This window comes from Bacteroides sp. HPS0048, from assembly GCF_964240755.1.
Taxonomy (GTDB): domain Bacteria; phylum Bacteroidota; class Bacteroidia; order Bacteroidales; family Bacteroidaceae; genus Bacteroides; species Bacteroides nordii.
On the sequence record NZ_CAXSVC010000005.1, the window covers coordinates 89,513 to 110,065 of the forward strand.

Consider the following 20,553-nt stretch of genomic DNA (forward strand, 5'->3'; position numbering starts at 1 on the left):
CCGCTAAGCCATCATAGCCTGTCCGCCAAATACACCAGCCAAGGCACTTGCCACAGCTATAACCACTTTCAAAATCGTATTCCAAATCGTCTTTTTCATTTCTCTCTCATTTTAATAACGTATCAAGTGCCGCGCAGCCAACTTTCAACTCTCAATTGTCAACTTTCAACTAAATAACGTGAGTTCGATATAATTTTAGAATAATCTTAATTGCCCGTCATTGATAAAATAGAGCTCAATGGCGGGTTTCTTCTCAAAGAAACAATATGCTGCAATAGCAGACAATGCATTTGCAATAAAATTATTGAATGATCTATGCCTTGAATGTTCTATCTGCGCAATATTTTTGAGTTCATCATTTACGGTTTCAATTAATGCTCTTTTCCTTAATAGAATCTTATCTGCTATGCTCATTAGCATATTCTTCATATTGTTCTTTACCTTGGTAACTAGCTGTACCTCATTGACGAATAGGGTCTTAAAGAGTGTTTTCCCTATATACCCCTTATCCGCATATAGTTTTCCTTTGATATTCTAAAAGAAAGCCTCCTGCTTAAGTGGTTCCCTGTCATCTACTCCACCGGGAGTAAACATGAAGTTTAGTATTTCTCCCTTATCATTGATAATCAAGTGCAGCTTGAAATCGAAGAACCACCCCATTGAACATTTTCCACGTGCAGCCAGTCCTTCAAATGTTTTGTGGATATGGATACGTTGGTTGCGGCAAACCCGTAAGGGAGTGGAATCTGCAAAACTAATTCCTGTGCATTGTCCTAAGAGCACCTGTTTGATGAATATTGTCAATGGGAGAAGAATCTCTTTTTCTAATTCAACAAAACGGTTATAGGAGACGTGAACCGGGAACAAGTGGAATAAATGCTTGCATACATATTCCAGATAATAGTGTTTGAAGCAGCGGAAACCACCCGAATGAAAAAGAATCAGAATAACCATGAGCTCTGAATCGCTCATACGATTAGGCTTATTTCGGTGCTTATGACCTTCAACTTTGTCTTCCAACATATATTTCTCTTGTTGCTTGGTAAATTCTTTGCAGAAATCATCTGCCAAACAATAAATTTCTGTAATTTTGCTTTCGGTGAACATAGCGGTAAAAGTTTGGTAAATATTGTATTTGAACACTATGAATTTACTACTTTTATCGCTAATCACCAAATTTGCAATAAATTAAATATTGTCTTATATCGAACTCACGTTAATTACAGCAGGCTATTGGAGAGCCTGAGGCTGCACAATGTGAAGGACTAAACCGAGATTAAGGCGATACTGAGGCTATCGGACTACGGCAGGAAAGGGACGGAAATATGGAAAATACTGGCAAAAACAAACTGGAACAGGATTGAAGCACCGGGAAAGTATATTCTGAAAATACTCAGGACTTCACAGTAGAAAACAGGTTTAAAAACCTGGAAATCAAGCAATAAAAAAGTACGTACTTTGGTATCCCAAAAGTACGTACTTAACGCACTGTTAATATGCATTTTAAACCACCTTTAATATACTAAGTTTACATACAAAGAATTAAAAGCTTAAATTCATAAAAAAGAGTTATACCCCCAATACTATATTAGCATCGATGTTTAACTTGCGGCTTATCTCACGGGCAACCTTCAAGGTTGGTTCACACTTTCCAGAAATATATTCACTCACCCGTGATGGACTCACGTTTAATATCTCCGATAATTTAGTTTGTATAAGCCCCATTTCGTACATACGAAGTTTAATAACATCAGCTAAAAAAGGAGATTCTATTGGAAAATGTTCTTCTTCATAATCTGCGACCAAGTCAGAAATCAAATCCAATTCAAGATGTTCTATTTTACTTGTATTCCTCCCAGCTCTTTATAGCAATATCATCAATACTCATTGTACAGAAGGCATTGATAAATGCACTTGCCAAACGGGCATTGGTAATCAGGGGTACATTCAGATCGATAGCTGCACGGCGTATTTTATATCCGTTGTCGAGCTCACCGGCTGTGAGATTCTTCGGAATATTAACTACCATATCTATCTCTTTGTTATGGAGCATTTCAAGCGCCTGCGGATGCTTGTCCGACTCACTCGGCCAGTAGACCAGGGTACTCTCAATGCCATTCTCAGCAAGAGTTCGGTGTGTTCCACCGGTAGCATACAGTTTATACCCCTTATTGACCAGCATACGGGCCGCCCCCATCATATCTATCTTTTGCTTGGGTGTACCGGTAGAAAGGAGAATACTCTTTTTAGGAATACGATAACCAACAGAAAGCATGGCTTTCAGAATGGCACAGGAGGTATCAGAACCAATACAGCCAACCTCACCGGTAGAAGCCATATCTACACCTAATACAGGATCGGCCTTCTGCAAACGGTTGAAGGAGAACTGTGACGCTTTGATACCGACATAATCAAGCTCAAAAAGATTCTTTGATGGTTTTTCTACAGGCAGGCCGAGCATTACTTTAGTTGCCAGTTCGATAAAGTTAATCTTCAGCACTTTGCTGACGAAAGGAAAACTACGCGAAGCACGCAGGTTACACTCGATAACCTTAATATCATTCTCACGGGCAAGATACTGGATATTGAACGGACCGGAGATATTCAATGCTTTCGCAATCTCACGGCTGATACGCTTGATACGACGAACGGTTTCTACATACAGTTTCTGAGGAGGGAACTGAATAGTAGCATCTCCGGAATGCACACCGGCAAACTCGATATGCTCACTGATAGCATACGCGATGATCTCACCATTCTGCGCCACAGCATCCATTTCTACCTCTTTGGCATGTTCAATAAACTGGCTTACCACTACCGGATGTTTTTTAGAAACATTAGCTGCCAATTTAAGGAAACGCTCCAGCTCTTCCTGGTTGGAACAGACGTTCATGGCTGCACCACTAAGCACATAGGAAGGGCGAACAAGCACCGGAAAACCGACCTCATCAACAAACTCATTAATATCGTCCATAGAGGTGAGCTCGCGCCAGCGAGGCTGATCTACACCAATACGATCGAGCATGGCAGAGAACTTCTCGCGGTCTTCGGCATTATCTATGCTCTTGGCAGAAGTACCTAGGATATTGACTTTCTGTGCATCCAGACGCAGAGCAAGATTATTCGGAATCTGGCCACCGGTGGAGACAATGACCCCATGCGGATTTTCCAGTTCAAGAATATCCATTACGCGTTCAAAAGTCAACTCGTCAAAGTAGAGACGATCGCACATGTCATAGTCCGTAGATACCGTTTCCGGATTATAGTTGATCATAACGCTACGCCAACCTTCTTTACGAATGGTATTCAGCGCCTGCACACCACACCAGTCAAACTCTACGGAAGAGCCGATGCGATAAGCACCGGAACCAAGTACGACAATGGATTTATGATCACCCAGATAGGTTACATCATTGGCCACACCACTGTAAGTGAGATACAGATAATTGGTCTGTGCAGGGTATTCGGCCGCCAGTGTATCAATCTGCTTCACTACAGGCAGGATGCCTACACTCTTCCGATAATTACGCACATAGAGAATGCCATCTTCCATATCCCCCTGAAAACCGATGCCACGAGCTATCTGGAAGTCAGAGAATCCCTGTACCTTCGCTTTGCGAAGTAGTTGAGGGCTGAGATTTGACAATTGAGAGTTAAAAAATGCAGCAGCATCTTTCACTGCCAATTGTCCACTGTCCACTGTCAATTGCCTAAGCTCCTCGGAAGTACGCATGATATTCATCAGTTTCTGAAGGAACCATTTATCAATCTTGGTCAGATCGTGTACCTGGTCAATCGTATATCCGGCACGGAAAGCTTTGGAAATGACGAAGATACGTTTATCAGTAGGTTCGCGCAGGGCTTTATCAATATCGGCTATCACGAGTTCTTTGTTTTCTACAAAGCCGTGCATGCCTTGGCCTATCATACGGAGACCTTTCTGGATAGCCTCTTCAAAGGTACGGCCGATAGCCATCACCTCGCCTACGGATTTCATAGAGGAACCCAACTCTTTGTCTACACCATGGAATTTTCCTAAGTCCCAACGGGGTATCTTACAAACCACGTAGTCCAATGCAGGTTCAAAAAAAGCACTGGTAGTTTTAGTGACGGAGTTCTTCAAATCGAACAGGCCATAACCGAGTCCTAATTTGGCAGCAACAAAAGCCAACGGATAACCGGTTGCCTTGGACGCCAATGCCGATGAACGCGAAAGACGGGCATTTACCTCGATAACGCGATAATCTTCCGATTCAGGATCGAAGGCATACTGCACGTTACATTCACCCACGATGCCAATATGACGAATGATACGAATGGCGAGTTCACGCAGTTTGTGGTATTCTTTATTGGTCAATGTTTGTGACGGAGCAATTACAATAGATTCCCCAGTATGAATGCCCAGCGGATCGAAGTTCTCCATGTTACAAACGGTGATACAGTTGTCGAAGCGGTCGCGTACTACCTCGTACTCCACTTCTTTCCATCCTCTTAATGATTTTTCGACAAGCACCTGCGGAGAGAAAGCAAAGGCTTTCTCAACAAGCACATCCAGCTCTTCTTCGTTATCACAAAAACCGGAACCAAGTCCGCCAAGCGCATAAGCGGCACGAACAATCACCGGATAACCTAACTCCCGGGCTGCACGGCGTGCATCTTCTACATTTTCTACGGCTTCACTTTTGATGGTTTTTACATCAATCTGATTCAGTTTCTCCACAAAGAGCTCACGATCTTCCGTATCGATAATGGCCTGCACGGGAGTACCGAGTACCTTTACATTGTATTTTTCAAGGGTGCCTTCCCTGTAAAGGGCCACCCCACAGTTCAACGCAGTCTGCCCACCGAAAGCAAGCATAATGCCTTCCGGTTTCTCTTTCTGAATTACTTTCTCTACGAAGTAAGGAGTCACAGGGAGGAAATAGATCTGATCGGCTACTCCTTCACTGGTCTGCACCGTAGCAATGTTAGGGTTGATAAGAATGGTTTCTATACCTTCCTCTTTCAGAGCCTTCAGGGCTTGCGAACCCGAATAGTCAAACTCTCCGGCTTCACCGATTTTCAAAGCACCGGAGCCGAGGAGCAATACTTTCTTTATATTTTGTTCTTTCATTGATTACATATTTTTTGGTTGCACCACAAAGGGCACGGGACTCTCTTCTCCCGTACTCTCGCTTACACTGCGGTGAATATTGAATTACAATAGCTTTACGAATTCGTCAAACAAGAATTCAGTATCCGTTGGGCCACTGGCAGCTTCGGGATGGAACTGTGCCGAAAACCAGGGGTTTGTTTTATGACGAATACCTTCATTAGAACCATCATTCATATTAATGAAGAGTGGCTCCCACTCAGCACCCAATGTATTGTTATCAACGGCATAACCATGATTCTGACTGGTAATGAAACAACGTTCCGTGCCCACCATGCGTACCGGTTGATTATGGCTACGATGGCCATATTTGAGCTTGTATATCTTAGCACCACCCGCTTTCGACAATAACTGATTTCCCATACAGATTCCAAAAATAGGAAGTTGGGGATTCTGCATCGCTTTACGGATATTCTGTACGGCAGCATCACAGGTATCAGGATCCCCCGGACCATTGGATATAAACAGACCATCAAACTGTAATCCGTTAAAATCATAATCCCAAGGGACACGAATGACTTCAACATTACGTCTGAGCAGGCAACGGATGATGTTTGTTTTTACTCCACAATCTACAAGAACAACCCGCTTTAGTTGACAATTGACAGTTGACAATTGACAGTTAAGTTGCGCAATGGGGAGATCTATACTAAAAGAGCGACTTTCACCGTTCGCATAGACGATGATCTCTTTGCAAGAAACCTTATCGACATAATTAATATTTTCATAACTATCCACTGTCAACTGTCCATTGTCAACTGTCAATTGTCCACTGTCAACTGTCAATTGTCCACTGTCCACTGTCAACTGTTCACTGTCAAATACAATTTTACCCATCATCACCCCATGTTCACGCAACACTTTGGTCAGTTCACGGGTATCAATGCCTGTAATACCGGGCACTTGTTCACGCTTCAGCCAGTCGGCAAGGCTTTCCACTGCATTCCAGTGACTGTATTCTTCCGAATAGTCACTCACAATGATAGCTTCGGCATGAATTCTCTCACTTTCCATAAAAGTAGCCAATCCATTAGTTTCAAAAGTGAAAGGAGGCACACCATAGTTACCCACCAATGGGTATGTCAGTGTCATCAACTGTCCGGCATATGAAGGATCGGTCAGACTCTCCGGATAGCCTGTCATGGCGGTATTGAATACTACTTCGCCCGCCACCGGCTTCTCGTAGCCAAACGACTTACCATGGAAACGGCTCCCGTCGTCAAGGATTAAAGTTACATTTCGCATCTATTTATTTACTATTTGACAATTGAAAAGATTGACGATGAGACGATTTACAATTTACGATTGGGATGACTCCCATTTGCCAATAAAGTAACTTCAATCGTAAATTGTAAATCATAAAATCGTAAATCTCAAAATTGGTATACTTGTTCTATATAATTTATAAACGCTTCATTGAGCAGCTTCACACCACCCGGCGTAGGATAGTTGCCACTGAAATACCAGTCACCCGTGTGATGAGGACAAGCCTCATGTAAGCCACTGAGCGGTTGATACACAATCTCTACTTTGGCCTTCGTGCCTTTCGGAGTGAGCAATTCCACCATTTTGGCAGAAATCTCCTCATCGGTGAATGGGGCATAGATGTCCTTTACGTAATTCACCAACTGCTCTTTAGGTAGGCCAACCTGATCTTTCGACTTACGATAGGCAGCAGCAATCACATCTTTCATATCACGCTCTTTCAGGAGTTCTACAGCTGCTTTAAAAGCAATAAACTCACTCATCTTTGCCATGTCAATGCCGTAATAATCGGGATAACGCACTTGTGGCGAAGAGCTTACAATAACAATCTTCTTCGGATTCAGACGGTCGAGAATACCGATAATGCTCTGCCGGAGTGTTGTACCGCGCACAATACTGTCATCAATAATCACCAGGTTGTCTATACCGGCACGGAGGCTGCCGTAAGTGATATCATATACATGCGCAGCCAGGTCGTTACGGCTATTGCCCTCGGCAATAAAAGTACGCAACTTGATATCCTTGATAGCAACTTTTTCACTACGAATGCGCCGTGAGAGGATACGTTCAAGTTCTTCCATATCAGGATTGTGTCCCAAAGCAGCTATCTGCTGTACTTTCTCTTCATTCAGATAATTGTCCAATCCCTCAAGCATTCCGTAAAAAGCTACTTCGGCTGTGTTCGGAATAAAAGAGAACACCGTATGATCAAGGTCAGAGTTTATCGCTTTCAGAATACGGGGAATCAGTTTCTCTCCCAACAACTTACGCTCTTTATAAATGTCTGCATCGCTACCACGAGAGAAATAAATACGCTCAAAAGAGCAGGCTCTCTTCTCACGGGGTTTATTAATCTGAGTAGTACGAATCTGCCCCGCTTTGTTGATAAAGAGTGCTTGTCCAGGCTGCAATTCTTTAATTTCCTCCACAGGCACATTGAGTGCTGTCTGAATCACAGGACGTTCAGATGCCAGAACAGCTATTTCATCATCCTGATACCAGAAAGCAGGACGGATCCCCCACGGATCACGAATAGCGAAAGACTCACCACTTCCGGTCAGTCCGCAGATAACATATCCCCCATCCCACTCTTTACTGGAAGAACGCAGCACATTGGCAAGATCGATATGCTCTTCAATAAAACGGGTGATGCCCATTCCCGTCTGCCCTTCTGCTTCTGCAAGATTAAAGAGGCGTTCTACTTCCCGATCGAGACGATGCCCTACCTGTTCGAGCATAATATAAGTATCGGCATATTTGCGCGGATGCTGTCCGATAGCTGTAATACGGGTAAAAATCTCATCCACATTCGTCATATTGAAATTACCGCAAAGGGCCAGGTTCTTGGCACGCCAGTTGTTCCTTCTCAGAAACGGATGAACATAAGAAATACCGGATTTTCCGGTGGTAGAGTATCGCAGATGTCCCATATACACTTCACCGGCAAAGGGCAAGGTACGTTTGGCAAAATTAGCATCGTGCAACTGTTCAGAGGTCAGATCTTTAAAATTGCCTTGTACGGTCTCAAAAATCTCAGTAATGGCACTCGATCCTAATGCACGCTCACGGAACATATATTCTTCTCCCGGATTGGCTGCCAGTTTCACACAAGCCAGTCCGGCGCCTTCCTGTCCACGATTGTGCTGCTTCTCCATCAGGAGGTAGAGCTTATTCAATCCATACATCCACGTTCCGTACTTCTTCTCGTAATATTCCAACGGTTTGAGCAGGCGTATCATGGCAACGCCACATTCATGCTTTAATTGTTCCACCTTACTTATTTACTATTTGACAATCTATTTTGATTTACAATTAGACGATTGAAGGAATTTACAATTAGACGATTTACTATTTACAATTGAAGTTACCTTAATCTATAAATGGGAAGTAATCCCAATCGTAAATTGTCAATCGTCTAATCGTAAATCCCTTTATTCTACCGTTACCGACTTCGCCAGATTCCTTGGCTGATCCACATCCATCCCTTTACATACCGCCACATGATAGGCAAGCAATTGTAAAGGCATTGTGGTAATAAGCGGATCAAGACACTCCAGTGTTTCGGGAAGTTCGATACAATAATCAGCTACTTTGCTGATCACTGTGTCTCCTTCGGTGACAACAGCTATGACTTTTCCCTTACGGGCCTTTATCTCTTGTATGTTGCTGAGTACTTTTTCATACATTCCATTTTGAGTAGCAATAACTACCACAGGCATTTCGGCATCAATCAAAGCAATAGGGCCATGCTTCATCTCTGCTGCCGGATAACCTTCAGCATGAATATATGAGATTTCTTTCAGCTTCAAAGCTCCCTCCAAAGCTACCGGATATGAATACCCGCGACCAAGATAGATAAAATTATGCGCATACGTGAATATTTTAGATAATTCTGCGATTTTATCATTCAGTTTCAGGACTTTTTTCATTTTTTCAGGGATGCGGCTCAATTCGTGTACTACACTAAGGAAATGGGTCTCATCAATGGTTTGCTTCTCCCGCGCCAATGTCAGTGCAAGCATAGTGAGCACCGTAACTTGTCCGGTGAAAGCCTTGGTAGATGCCACCCCTATTTCGGGACCTACATGTATATAAGAACCTGTGTGCGTAGCACGCGGTATAGACGAACCGATAACATTACAAATGCCGTAGATAAATGCACCACGGCTTTTTGCCAACTCAACGGCAGCCAGTGTATCGGCAGTCTCACCACTCTGAGAGATAGCAATCACAACATCACTTTCGTCAATCACCGGGTCGCGGTAACGGAATTCGGATGCATATTCCACCTCCACCGGAATGCGGCAGAGACTTTCAATTAAGTGTTTGCCTATCAACCCGGCATGCCAGGAGGTTCCGCAGGCTACAATGACAAAACGCTTTGCTTTCAGAAGCCGCTCCTTATAATCAATGACGGCCGAAAGCACAACATTATTACTCTCTACATTGATACGCCCACGCATACAATCATAGATGCAATCGGGTTGTTCGAATATCTCTTTCAGCATAAAATGCGGATAACCCCCCTTTTCCAGTTGCCCTAAGTTTAACTCTACCTTTGTCACTTCAGGAGTCATCTCCACATTGTTCAGATTCACCACTTTCAGCTCCCTGTCCCGGTGTATCACTGCTATCTCTTCATCTTCCAGATATACTACCTTATCAGTATATTCTACAATAGGCGTAGCATCCGAAGCCAGGAAAAACTCATCTTCACCAATGCCCACCACCAACGGACTGCTTTTACGCGCTGCAATAATTTCATCGGGATGATCCTTCTCCAATACGGCAATAGCATACGCACCAATCACCTCACGCAATGCCAGCTGTACGGCTGTCAGCAAATCGAGGTTATTAGTCACTTTCATATATTCTATTAATTGTACGAGTACCTCGGTATCAGTACTGCTTTTGAATGTATAGCCTTTGGCCTGAAGTTTTTCTTTGAGAACGGCGTAGTTTTCGATGATACCGTTATGGATGAGAGCGAGAGTTTCGGAAGAGGAATAATGAGGATGGGCATTAACTGAACAAGGTTCTCCGTGAGTAGCCCAACGTGTATGTGCAATACCAATGTTACCGGAAATATCTTTCTGTGTGACAAAATTTTCCAGTTCGGAGACTTTTCCTTTCGTCTTATACACATTCAACTGTTGGTTGTTACTGATTAGTGCTACCCCAGCGCTGTCGTATCCCCGATACTCCAGTCGCTTCAGCCCTTTGACAAGGATGGGGTAGGCTTCTTTTTTACCAATGTAGCCTACAATTCCACACATATTATCCTATTTTTATGTTTTCAGGGTACAAAGATATACAATTATAATAACATAAAGATTATTTTTACTATAAATATTTGACATAAGCATAGAAAAAAGTTATTTTTACGTCAAAACGTTAATTTTTCTATTATTTTATTCTCAAAAAGAAAGTAGTTTCAAATTTTAATAAAAAGACTTTCACTACCTTTCACATTAACATAAAAAACCGACATTGAACTACCAATTTATAACTTCAACATGAAGTATATGTAATTTATGTCACAATAAGCACTAATAAATATATCAAAATGAAATTAAATCAATACTTTTGCAAAACAAAAAGACAGCATAAATAGGTATTATCATACAATAAAGCTAAACAGAATGAAGAAAAGAGAACTTTTTAACAACGAAACAAAAGAACTGCCTTACCAGCGACAGCCTGAACAACAGGGTTTGTATGATGCAGCAAACGAACACGATGCCTGCGGAGTAGGTATGCTGGTAAACATTCATGGAGAGAAATCGCACGACATTGTAGAGTCGGCACTCAAAGTACTCGAAAACATGCGTCATCGCGGAGCTGAAGGAGCTGATAATAAAACCGGAGATGGTGCAGGTATCATGTTACAGATTCCTCATGAATTCATTTTATTACAAGGTATCCCCGTACCCGAAAAAGGACGTTACGGCACAGGGTTGATCTTTTTGCCAAAAGAGCCGAAAGACCAGGCAGACATTCTGAGTATTATTATTGAAGAGACTGAAAAGGAAGGGCTTACACTCATGCACCTGCGCAATGTGCCTACCTGTCCTGAAATTTTAGGAGAAGCCGCACTGGCAGCAGAACCGGACATAAAACAGATTTTTATCACCGGGTTTACAGAAACAGAAACGGCCGACCGTAAATTATATATAATAAGGAAGAAGATTGAAAACAGGATACGCAACTCTTCCATCGCCACAAAGGACGATTTCTATATCGTTTCACTATCAACAAAAAGCATTATCTACAAAGGTATGCTTTCGTCACTGCAACTACGCAACTACTTCCCGGACCTCACAAACAGTTACTTCACCAGTGGATTAGCATTGGTACATTCACGTTTCAGTACAAACACTTTCCCAACATGGGGACTGGCACAACCTTTCCGCTTACTTGCCCACAATGGTGAAATCAATACGATCCGTGGTAATCGGGGATGGATGGAAGCACGCGAAAGTGTTCTTTCATCTCCTACCCTGGGAGATATTAAAGAGATACGTCCCATCATTCAGCCAGGGATGAGTGACAGTGCCTCACTGGATAATGTGCTGGAGTTTCTTGTGATGTCCGGTCTCAGCCTGCCTCATGCCATGGCTATGCTCGTACCGGAATCTTTCAACGAGAAGAATCCAATCAGTGAGGAGTTGAAAGCCTTCTACGAATATCATTCCATTCTAATGGAGCCATGGGATGGCCCTGCCGCACTACTCTTCAGTGACGGACGCTATGCAGGAGGAATGCTCGACCGCAATGGATTACGTCCGGCACGTTATCTTATCACTAAAAATGATATGATGGTAGTAGCCAGCGAAGTAGGTGTGATGGACTTTGAACCGGGAGATATCAAAGAAAAAGGACGCTTGCAACCTGGTAAAATCTTACTGGTAGATACCGAAAAGGGAGAAATATATTATGATGACGAACTGAAACAACAATTGGCAAATGCCAAACCCTATCGGAACTGGCTGTCAGCCAACCGCATTGAACTGGATGAGCTGAAAAGTGGACGCAAAGTTCCTCACAGCATAGAGAGGTACGATTGTATGTTACGCACTTTCGGCTATTCGAAAGAGGATATAGAAAAGATTATCAGCCCGATGGCTACCACCGGGGCAGAACCGATTCATTCAATGGGTAACGACACTCCATTGGCAATACTTTCGGACAAGCCGCAACTGTTATACAACTACTTTCGCCAACAGTTTGCCCAAGTGACCAATCCTCCCATTGACCCCATCCGGGAAGAACTGGTAATGTCGCTGACTGAATATATCGGAGCAGTAGGGATGAATATTCTAACACCAAGCGAGAGCCATTGTAAAATGGTACGCCTGAACCACCCTATCTTGAATAATACTCAACTGGATATTCTGTGCAACATTCGTTACAAAGGTTTCAACACAATAAAACTGCCCATGCTTTTTGAAATATCACGTGGTAAGGCGGGGTTGCAGGAAGCCTTGAACAATCTATGCAAGCAAGCGGAAGAGTCAGTGGCAGACGGAGTAAACTACATTGTACTGACGGACCGTGACGTAAATGCTACACATGCAGCCATCCCCTCGTTATTGGCTGTAAGTGCAGTGCACCATCACCTTATAGCGGTAGGAAAACGTGTGCAGACAGCCCTCATTGTAGAGAGCGGTGAAATACGCGAAGTGATGCATGCTGCTCTGTTACTTGGTTTCGGAGCAAGTGCACTGAATCCCTATATGGCATTTGCCGTCCTCGACAAACTGGTGGCGGAAAAAGAGATTCAACTGGACTATGCCACAGCAGAGAAGAATTATATCAAAGCCATCTGCAAGGGATTGTTCAAAGTAATGAGTAAAATGGGTATCAGTACCATCCGTTCTTATCGGGGAGCTAAAATATTTGAAGCCATAGGTCTGAGTGAAGAGTTAAGCAACGCCTACTTTGGCGGGTTAAGTTCACGTATCGGCGGTATCCGTCTGGAAGAAGTAGCACAGGATGCTATTGCAGTTGAAAGTGAAAAGTTGAAAGCTGAAAGTTCTATGCAGCATAGCGGTACAGCCGGCTCTCAACCCTCAACTGGCAACTCTCAACTAAAGAATCGTGGCATCTATACTTTCCGCAAAGATGGAGAAAGACATGCGTGGAACCCGGAAACGATCAGTACCCTGCAATTGGCAACACGCCTGGGCAGCTATAAAAAATTCAAAGAGTTTACCACCATGGTGGACGAAAAAGAAGCTCCCATTTTCCTTCGCGACTTCCTTTCGTTCAAACGTAACCCGATCAGTATAGACCGTGTTGAACCGGTAGAAAACATACTGCGGCGATTCGTAACGGGTGCTATGAGTTATGGCTCTATCAGCCGCGAAGCACACGAAGCCATGGCTATAGCCATGAATAAAATACACGGACGAAGCAACACAGGCGAAGGCGGGGAAGATGCCGAACGTTTCACTCCCCGTCCGGATGGAACCAACCTGCGTAGTGCTATTAAACAGGTTGCTTCAGGACGCTTTGGTGTAACTGCCGAATATCTTGTTAATGCAGATGAGATACAAATAAAGATAGCTCAGGGAGCTAAACCGGGCGAAGGAGGTCAATTGCCGGGTTACAAGGTAGATCAGGTGATTGCCAAAACGCGCCACTCCATACCGGGCATCTCACTAATCTCTCCCCCACCTCACCATGACATCTACTCCATCGAGGATCTGGCACAGCTTATCTTCGACTTGAAGAATGTAAACCCGAAAGCCAAAATCAGCGTAAAACTGGTAGCCGAAAGCGGAGTAGGAACCATCGCTGCCGGGGTAGCAAAGGCAAAGGCTGACCTGATTGTAATCTCTGGTGCAGAAGGAGGTACAGGAGCTTCACCTGCTTCATCTATCCGTTATGCAGGTATCTCTCCGGAACTGGGACTAAGCGAAACGCAACAGACACTGGTGCTGAACGGGCTTCGCGGACAGGTTATGCTGCAAGTGGACGGACAACTGAAAACCGGACGTGACATTATTCTAATGGCTATGTTAGGTGCAGAGGAGTTTGGTTTTGCAACTTCCGCACTGATTGTACTGGGCTGCGTGATGATGCGCAAATGCCATATGAATACCTGTCCAGTCGGAGTTGCTACACAAAATGAAGAGTTACGCAAACGCTTCCACGGACGAAGCGAATATCTGGTCAACTTCTTCACCTTCCTGGCACAAGAGGTACGAGAGTATCTGGCAGAAATTGGTGTGGAAAGCCTCGATGATATCATTGGACGCACCGACCTCATTGAACGCAAACCGGATAACGGAAACGAAAAGCACCGTCTCATTGATTTCAGCAAACTGCTCACACGCATAGAGAGCAGTGCAGCCATCCATCATGTCAGTGATCAGGATCATGGTATCTCTGCCGTAAAAGACGTAACAATCTTGAGTGCTGCACAAGAGGCTATCGAACATCAAAAAGAGGTATCATTGGAGTATACCATTGCCAATACGGATCGCGCAGTAGGCGCTATGCTTTCGGGGGCCATTGCTTCACGGTATGGCGCAAAAGGACTACCGGAACATACACTGAACATTAAATTTAAAGGTTCTGCCGGACAATCTTTCGGCGCATTCCTTACACCAGGAGTTAGTTTTAAACTGGAAGGCGAAGCAAATGATTACCTTGGCAAAGGATTGAGTGGCGGACGTATCGCTGTGCTTCCGCCCGTACGAAGTAACTTCGAGGCAGAGAAGAATACAATTGCCGGGAACACCTTATTATATGGAGCTACCAGCGGAGAGGTTTATATCAATGGCCGCGTGGGAGAACGCTTTGCTGTCCGCAACTCGGGTGCCATAGCCGTAGTAGAAGGCGTAGGCGATCATTGTTGCGAATATATGACAGGCGGACGTGTGGTAGTTTTAGGACAAACGGGCCGGAACTTTGCTGCCGGAATGAGTGGCGGTGTGGCTTATGTGTGGAACAAAGAGGGTAACTTTGACTACTTCTGTAACATGGAAATGGTAGAACTATCTCTTATCGAAGAAGCAAGCTACCGCAAAGAATTGCACGAACTCATCCGCCAGCACTACCTCTACACCGGCAGTAAATTAGCCCGCATCATGCTCGACGATTGGAACCGCTATGCAGACGAATTCATCCAGGTGGTACCTATCGAATACAAAAAGGTTTTGCAGGAGGAACAAATGCGAAAGCTACAACAGAAAATTGCGGATATGCAAAGAGACTATTAAATAGTGATAAGTGGGTTAGTGAGTAGTGATTAGTACCATGCGGTATAATAGCGCAGCCACTTATCACTAATCACTTACCACTTATCGCTAATCACTTACCACTAATCACTAATTCATTATCATCATGGGAGATCCTAAAGCATTTTTAACCATACGCCGTCAGGAGGCCGGATATCGCCCCGTATATGAACGTATCACTGACTATAGTGAAGTAGAACAAACCCTTAACACCCACGACCGTAAGCTACAAGCATCACGCTGTATGGACTGTGGTGTACCCTTCTGCCACTGGGCATGCCCGTTGGGTAACAAACAACCTGAGTGGCAAGACGCCCTCTACAAAGGAAAGTGGAAAGAAGCTTATGAAATACTGGCTGCCACATGTGACTTTCCGGAGTTTACAGGGCGTATCTGTCCGGCACTTTGTGAGAAAAGTTGTGTATTGAAACTGTCTTGTGATGAACCTGTGACTATCCGGGAGAACGAGGCAGCTATCATAGAAGCTGCTTTCCGGGAGGGATATGTCATACCGGTAATGCCACAACGCAATGGAAAACAGGTAGCTGTGATTGGTGCAGGCCCTGCCGGACTGGCAGCAGCCAACCAACTAAACCGGAAAGGATACACCGTCACTCTGTTCGACAAGGCAGAGGCTCCGGGAGGACTGCTACGTTTCGGTATCCCCAACTTCAAACTGAACAAAAATATCATAGACCGCCGTATCCAACTACTTAAAGCAGAGGGTATCCGTTTTGAAATGAATACAACCATAGATCCCACCCATCTGCCGGAAGGGTTCGACGCATATTGCATCTGTACCGGAGCAGAGACGCCACGAGATCTTCTTATCCCGGGGCGTGAATTAAAAGGTATACATTTCGCCTTGGAAATGCTTTCGCAACAGAACCGGATTGTGGAAGGACAAACCTTCTCTAAAGATAAACTGGTAAGTGCTAAAGGAAAAAAAGTACTTGTTATCGGTGGTGGCGATACCGGATCGGACTGTATCGGAACCAGTATACGTCAGGGAGCTATTAGCGTAACACAGATAGAGATCATGCCACAGCCACCCGTTGGGCACAATGACGCTACTCCATGGCCGCAATGGCCCGTAGTACTCAAAACGACTTCTTCACACGAAGAAGGTTGTACCCGCCGTTGGTCGCTCACTTCCAACCAATTCATTGGTAAAAATGGCAAAGTAACCGGCGTAGAAGTTGAACAAGTGGAGTGGACACCTTCTACTGATGGAGGACGCCCCACGATGGTACCAACCGGAAAGAAAGAGATTATCGAAGCCGATATAGTATTGCTTGCAATGGGATTCCTCAAACCGGAACAGCCAGAATTCCCCAAGAATGTATTCATCGCCGGTGATGCAGCAACCGGAGCAAGCCTTGTTGTACGTGCCATGGCGGGAGGACGAAAAATTGCTGCTAAAATAGACAATTTGATTTACGATTAGACAATTGACGATTTACGATTGAAGTTACTATAAGTAATCGTTAATCAAAGTAATATCAATCGTAAATCGTCAATCGTCTAATTGTAAATCGTAAAATCGTAAATCAAAATTATGTGTGGAATAGTAGGTATATTCAAGATTAAGAGCCAATCAGAAGAGTTGCGGAACAAAGCGTTACGCATGGCACAAAAAATCCGTCATCGTGGTCCGGATTGGAGTGGTATTTACACCGGAGGCAGTGCGATCCTTGCACACGAACGCCTTTCCATTGTAGATCCGCAAAGTGGAGGACAGCCCCTTTACTCTCCCAACCGTAAACAAATTCTTGCCGTTAACGGCGAAATCTATAATCACCGTGAAATACGTACCCGGTATGCCGGACGCTATGAATTCCGGACAGGTAGTGACTGCGAAGTCATTCTGGCACTTTACCAGGACAAAGGTATTCATTTCCTCGAAGAGTTGAACGGCATCTTCGCTTTTGCTCTTTACGATGAAGAACGGGATGAATTCCTTATCGCCCGTGACCCTATTGGCGTAATACCTCTTTATATAGGACATGATGCAGATGGAACAATCTACGTAGCCAGTGAACTGAAAGCTCTTGAAGGTTTCTGTGACGAATACGAACCATTCCTTCCCGGCCATTATTTTTATAGTAAAGAGGGAAAAATGAAACAATGGTACACCCGCGACTGGACAGACTATGAAGCAGTAAAAAACAACCCTGCCTCTGTAACCGACTTACACGATGCACTTGAAGAAGCCGTACACCGCCAATTGATGAGTGACGTGCCTTATGGTGTACTACTGAGCGGAGGGTTGGATTCTTCAGTGATCTCAGCCATAGCCAAGAAATATGCTGCCAAACGTATCGAAACCGATGGAGCCAGTGATGCTTGGTGGCCACAGCTCCACTCCTTTGCAATCGGTCTGAAAGGAGCCCCCGATCTTATCAAAGCCCGCGAAGTTGCCGAATATATCGGAACCGTACATCACGAAATAAATTACACCATTCAGGAAGGTCTCGATGCACTTCGTGATGTTATCTACTTTATCGAAACATACGACGTTACCACCGTTCGTGCCTCTACCCCAATGTATCTGCTGGGACGCGTTATCAAATCAATGGGAATCAAAATGGTACTTAGTGGTGAAGGAGCAGATGAGATATTCGGCGGTTATCTCTACTTCCACAAAGCACCCGACGCCCGTGCCTTTCATGATGAAACCGTTCGTAAACTCTCCAAACTGTATCTTTATGATTGCCTGCGGGCCAACAAAAGTTTGTCGGCCTGGGGAGTAGAAGGACGCGTTCCATTCCTCGATAAAGAGTTTCTGGATGTTGCCATGCGCCTCAACCCGAAAGCTAAAATGGCTCCGGGTAAAGTGATAGAAAAGAAAATTGTGCGTGAAGCCTTTGCAGATATGTTGCCCGAAAGTGTAGCATGGAGACAAAAAGAACAATTCAGTGACGGAGTAGGCTACAGTTGGATTGATACATTGAAAGCAATCACTGCCACCGCTATAAGTGATGAACAAATGGCAAAGGCGGCAGACCGTTTCCCGGTCAACACACCGCAGAATAAAGAAGAATATTATTACCGAAGCATCTTCGAAGAACACTTCCCCAGTGCATCGGCGGCAAGATGTGTACCAAGTGTACCAAGCGTAGCTTGCTCCACAGCAGAAGCATTGGCATGGGACGCTTCCTTCCAGGGCAAGAATGAACCAAGCGGACGAGCCGTAAAAGATGTGCACGAAGAAGCTTACTAACTATTAATGTGAATCAATAGTTGGATATTCAGTTCAAAGTTGTTCAGAAGTGAACTGAACTCACCACAGAGTTTCACAGAGTACTATTTATCTGATGAAACGCAGATTAGCGCAAATAAACCATCGCACGGCGTACCTTTCCATGCAGAATAGGTTTTCAACTACTGATTCGGATTAACAAGTAAAAAACATTGATTTTTTCATTCTGTGTGCAGTGTATACTTTCACTGCATGGAGACTACGCCTTGGCTGCATGCAGCCAAGGCGTAGTCTCCATGCAGGCAAGGCGTAGTCTGTACACCCCCTCTCAAATGCCTCAGAAGCATTGTAATATTCCTGTAACTCCATTCTCCCTATCAGTCCATTTATATCACTCTTTTCACACAAATTCGCAATCCATAACTTGCAATTCATAATATCTTCTTTACCTTTGTCTCACTCTACTAACTCACAGAATTATATAGTATGAAAATAAAGAAAATCCTTCTTACCTCCGCCCTGATTCTCTCAACTTACAGTGCAATAGCTCAAACCCAGGTTATCGCCCATCGTGGTTACTGGAAAACAGATGGTTCGGCACAAAACAGTATCGCTGCCCTCCTGAAGGCTGATTCTATCGGTTGCTACGGTTCCGAATTTGATGTGTGGCTCACAGCTGATGATAAATTAGTGGTGAATCATGATCCTATTTTCAAACTAAAAAGCATGGAACGTTCCACGGCTGCAACACTCACCTCACTCAAACTGGACAATGGTGAACAGCTCCCCACACTGGAACAATATCTCAAAGCTGCCAAGAAAACCAAAACACAGCTCATCCTCGAACTAAAAGCGCATAGCAGACCCGAACGCGAAACGCTGGCTGTTGAAAAAATAGTAAATATGGTCAAGAAGTTAGGATTGGAAAAGAGAATGGAGTACATTACCTTTTCATTGCATGCCACCAAAGAGTTTATCCGGTTGGCACCTGCCGGTACGCCTGTATTCTACCTGGATGGAAAATTAACCCCGAAAGAATTAAAAGAAATGGGATGTGCCGGACCGGATTATCACCTGAGTGTTTTCCAGAGACATCCCGAATGGATCAAAGAATGTCATGACCTGGGACTGAAAGTTAATGCCTGGACGGTAAACAAACCCAAAGATATGAAATGGCTCATCGAAAAGAATATAGATTTCATTACTACGAACGAGCCGATTCTATTGCAGGAGAAGGTGAGTGATTAGTGATTAGCGAAGGAGTGATTAGCGATTAGTGAAGGAATGATTAGTGCAAATAATAGCGCAGCCCACTAATCGCTAATCACTCCTTCGCTAATCACTAATTTCTCCTATTTCTCAGAACTCCGACAACACCAGCCGGAGCTGATCAACGGTCAAATCGCCTATCTGCCTCCATAACTCCTTGCCTCTATGCAGCAAAACGAATGCCGGCACAGTTCCTATATTATAAGAATCGGCCACTGCTTTATCGGTCTCAATATTTACTTCAATAAGTTCAACTACTCTTTTCTCATACTCATTGATAGCCGGTTCCAGCCAATTATAATGGGGAGCCCAGTCGGCATAAAAGAAAATCAAAACCAAGTGACTGGTTTGAGCTGCTGCCTCTAATTGTTTGGTTACATCATCCATTGTTTATTGTTTTTTTATAATTATACCCCACATCAACAAAAGCAATAAGAAAAGGTTTCACTATAACTGGTTTTATAACGAATATAAGCCCGATTTATAATCACATTATTAGTACTTCACATATCGGGTGATACTAATTAAAAAATAAACGATACACCGTATACCGTTTCAAACAGACAAAAAGACAGTAATCAGCACAATATCCTTTTCATTTTGTCAATTCCAAAGTACCCTTTTTTGTACCCAAAGCACCTCAATTGATCTAAATCAAGTATTCAAGCCTCTCATATATAACGGAAGAATATGCAAAA

Annotated in this window: 11 protein-coding genes and 2 pseudogenes; 4 read left to right on the top strand and 9 right to left on the bottom strand. The window is 43.9% G+C overall.

The features are described 5' to 3' along the window. Nucleotides 1-3 precede the first annotated feature (3 nt). From ACESQI_RS05860 to glmS, 7 genes and pseudogenes are all read right to left on the bottom strand, one after another. On the bottom strand, nt 4-99 hold the full coding sequence (locus ACESQI_RS05860) for a smalltalk protein (RefSeq protein ID WP_002560793.1): 96 nt from the start codon (nt 97-99) through the stop codon (nt 4-6). 96 nt (nt 100-195) lie between these two features. Then, a pseudogene (locus ACESQI_RS05865) lies at nt 196-1,107 on the bottom strand (IS982 family transposase). A gap of 462 nt (nt 1,108-1,569) precedes the next feature. Then, a pseudogene (locus ACESQI_RS05870) lies at nt 1,570-1,830 on the bottom strand (helix-turn-helix domain-containing protein); the annotation flags it as partial. A gap of 10 nt (nt 1,831-1,840) precedes the next feature. Then, nucleotides 1,841-5,113, bottom strand: a complete 3,273-nt coding sequence (gene carB, locus ACESQI_RS05875; RefSeq protein WP_237977195.1) for a carbamoyl-phosphate synthase (glutamine-hydrolyzing) large subunit — start codon at nt 5,111-5,113, stop codon at nt 1,841-1,843. A gap of 84 nt (nt 5,114-5,197) precedes the next feature. Continuing rightward, nucleotides 5,198-6,397 (bottom strand): glutamine-hydrolyzing carbamoyl-phosphate synthase small subunit, encoded by a 1,200-nt coding sequence (carA, locus tag ACESQI_RS05880; protein ID WP_237977196.1) that lies wholly within the window; start codon nt 6,395-6,397, stop codon nt 5,198-5,200. 128 nt (nt 6,398-6,525) lie between these two features. Continuing rightward, the gene (locus tag ACESQI_RS05885) at nt 6,526-8,409 is read right to left on the bottom strand and encodes a hypothetical protein (RefSeq protein WP_007485102.1); all 1,884 of its coding nucleotides are present in this window, start codon (nt 8,407-8,409) and stop codon (nt 6,526-6,528) included. Nucleotides 8,410-8,568: 159 nt separating this feature from the next. Then, a complete protein-coding gene (gene glmS / locus ACESQI_RS05890; protein ID WP_007485101.1) occupies nt 8,569-10,413 on the bottom strand; it encodes a glutamine--fructose-6-phosphate transaminase (isomerizing) in 1,845 nt (614 codons plus the stop codon). 366 nt (nt 10,414-10,779) lie between these two features. On the opposite strand from glmS, the gene gltB reads away from it, so the two are divergent. From gltB to asnB, 3 genes are all read left to right on the top strand, one after another. Further along, a complete protein-coding gene (gltB, locus tag ACESQI_RS05895) occupies nt 10,780-15,366 on the top strand; it encodes a glutamate synthase large subunit (protein ID WP_373125557.1) in 4,587 nt (1,528 codons plus the stop codon). A 124-nt stretch (nt 15,367-15,490) separates the two neighbouring features. Then, the gene (locus ACESQI_RS05900; RefSeq protein WP_007485098.1) at nt 15,491-16,831 is read left to right on the top strand and encodes a glutamate synthase subunit beta; all 1,341 of its coding nucleotides are present in this window, start codon (nt 15,491-15,493) and stop codon (nt 16,829-16,831) included. 111 nt (nt 16,832-16,942) lie between these two features. After that, nucleotides 16,943-18,607 carry an asparagine synthase B gene (gene asnB, locus ACESQI_RS05905; RefSeq protein ID WP_025867946.1) on the top strand — a complete coding sequence of 555 codons (1,665 nt, stop codon included), beginning with the start codon at nt 16,943-16,945 and terminating at the stop codon, nt 18,605-18,607. A 174-nt stretch (nt 18,608-18,781) separates the two neighbouring features. On the opposite strand, the gene ACESQI_RS05910 is transcribed toward asnB, so the two are convergent. Continuing rightward, on the bottom strand, nt 18,782-19,021 hold the full coding sequence (locus tag ACESQI_RS05910; RefSeq protein ID WP_373125558.1) for a hypothetical protein: 240 nt from the start codon (nt 19,019-19,021) through the stop codon (nt 18,782-18,784). Between the two features lie 51 nt (nt 19,022-19,072). Here ACESQI_RS05910 and ACESQI_RS05915 point away from each other — a divergent pair, with 51 nt between their 5' ends. Continuing rightward, entirely contained in the window at nt 19,073-19,834 is a 762-nt protein-coding gene (locus ACESQI_RS05915) for a glycerophosphodiester phosphodiesterase family protein (RefSeq protein WP_256143481.1), read from the top strand. A gap of 111 nt (nt 19,835-19,945) precedes the next feature. Here ACESQI_RS05915 and ACESQI_RS05920 read toward each other — a convergent pair whose 3' ends face one another. Continuing rightward, on the bottom strand, nt 19,946-20,242 hold the full coding sequence (locus ACESQI_RS05920; protein ID WP_007485090.1) for a thioredoxin family protein: 297 nt from the start codon (nt 20,240-20,242) through the stop codon (nt 19,946-19,948). Nucleotides 20,243-20,553: the final 311 nt, after the last annotated feature.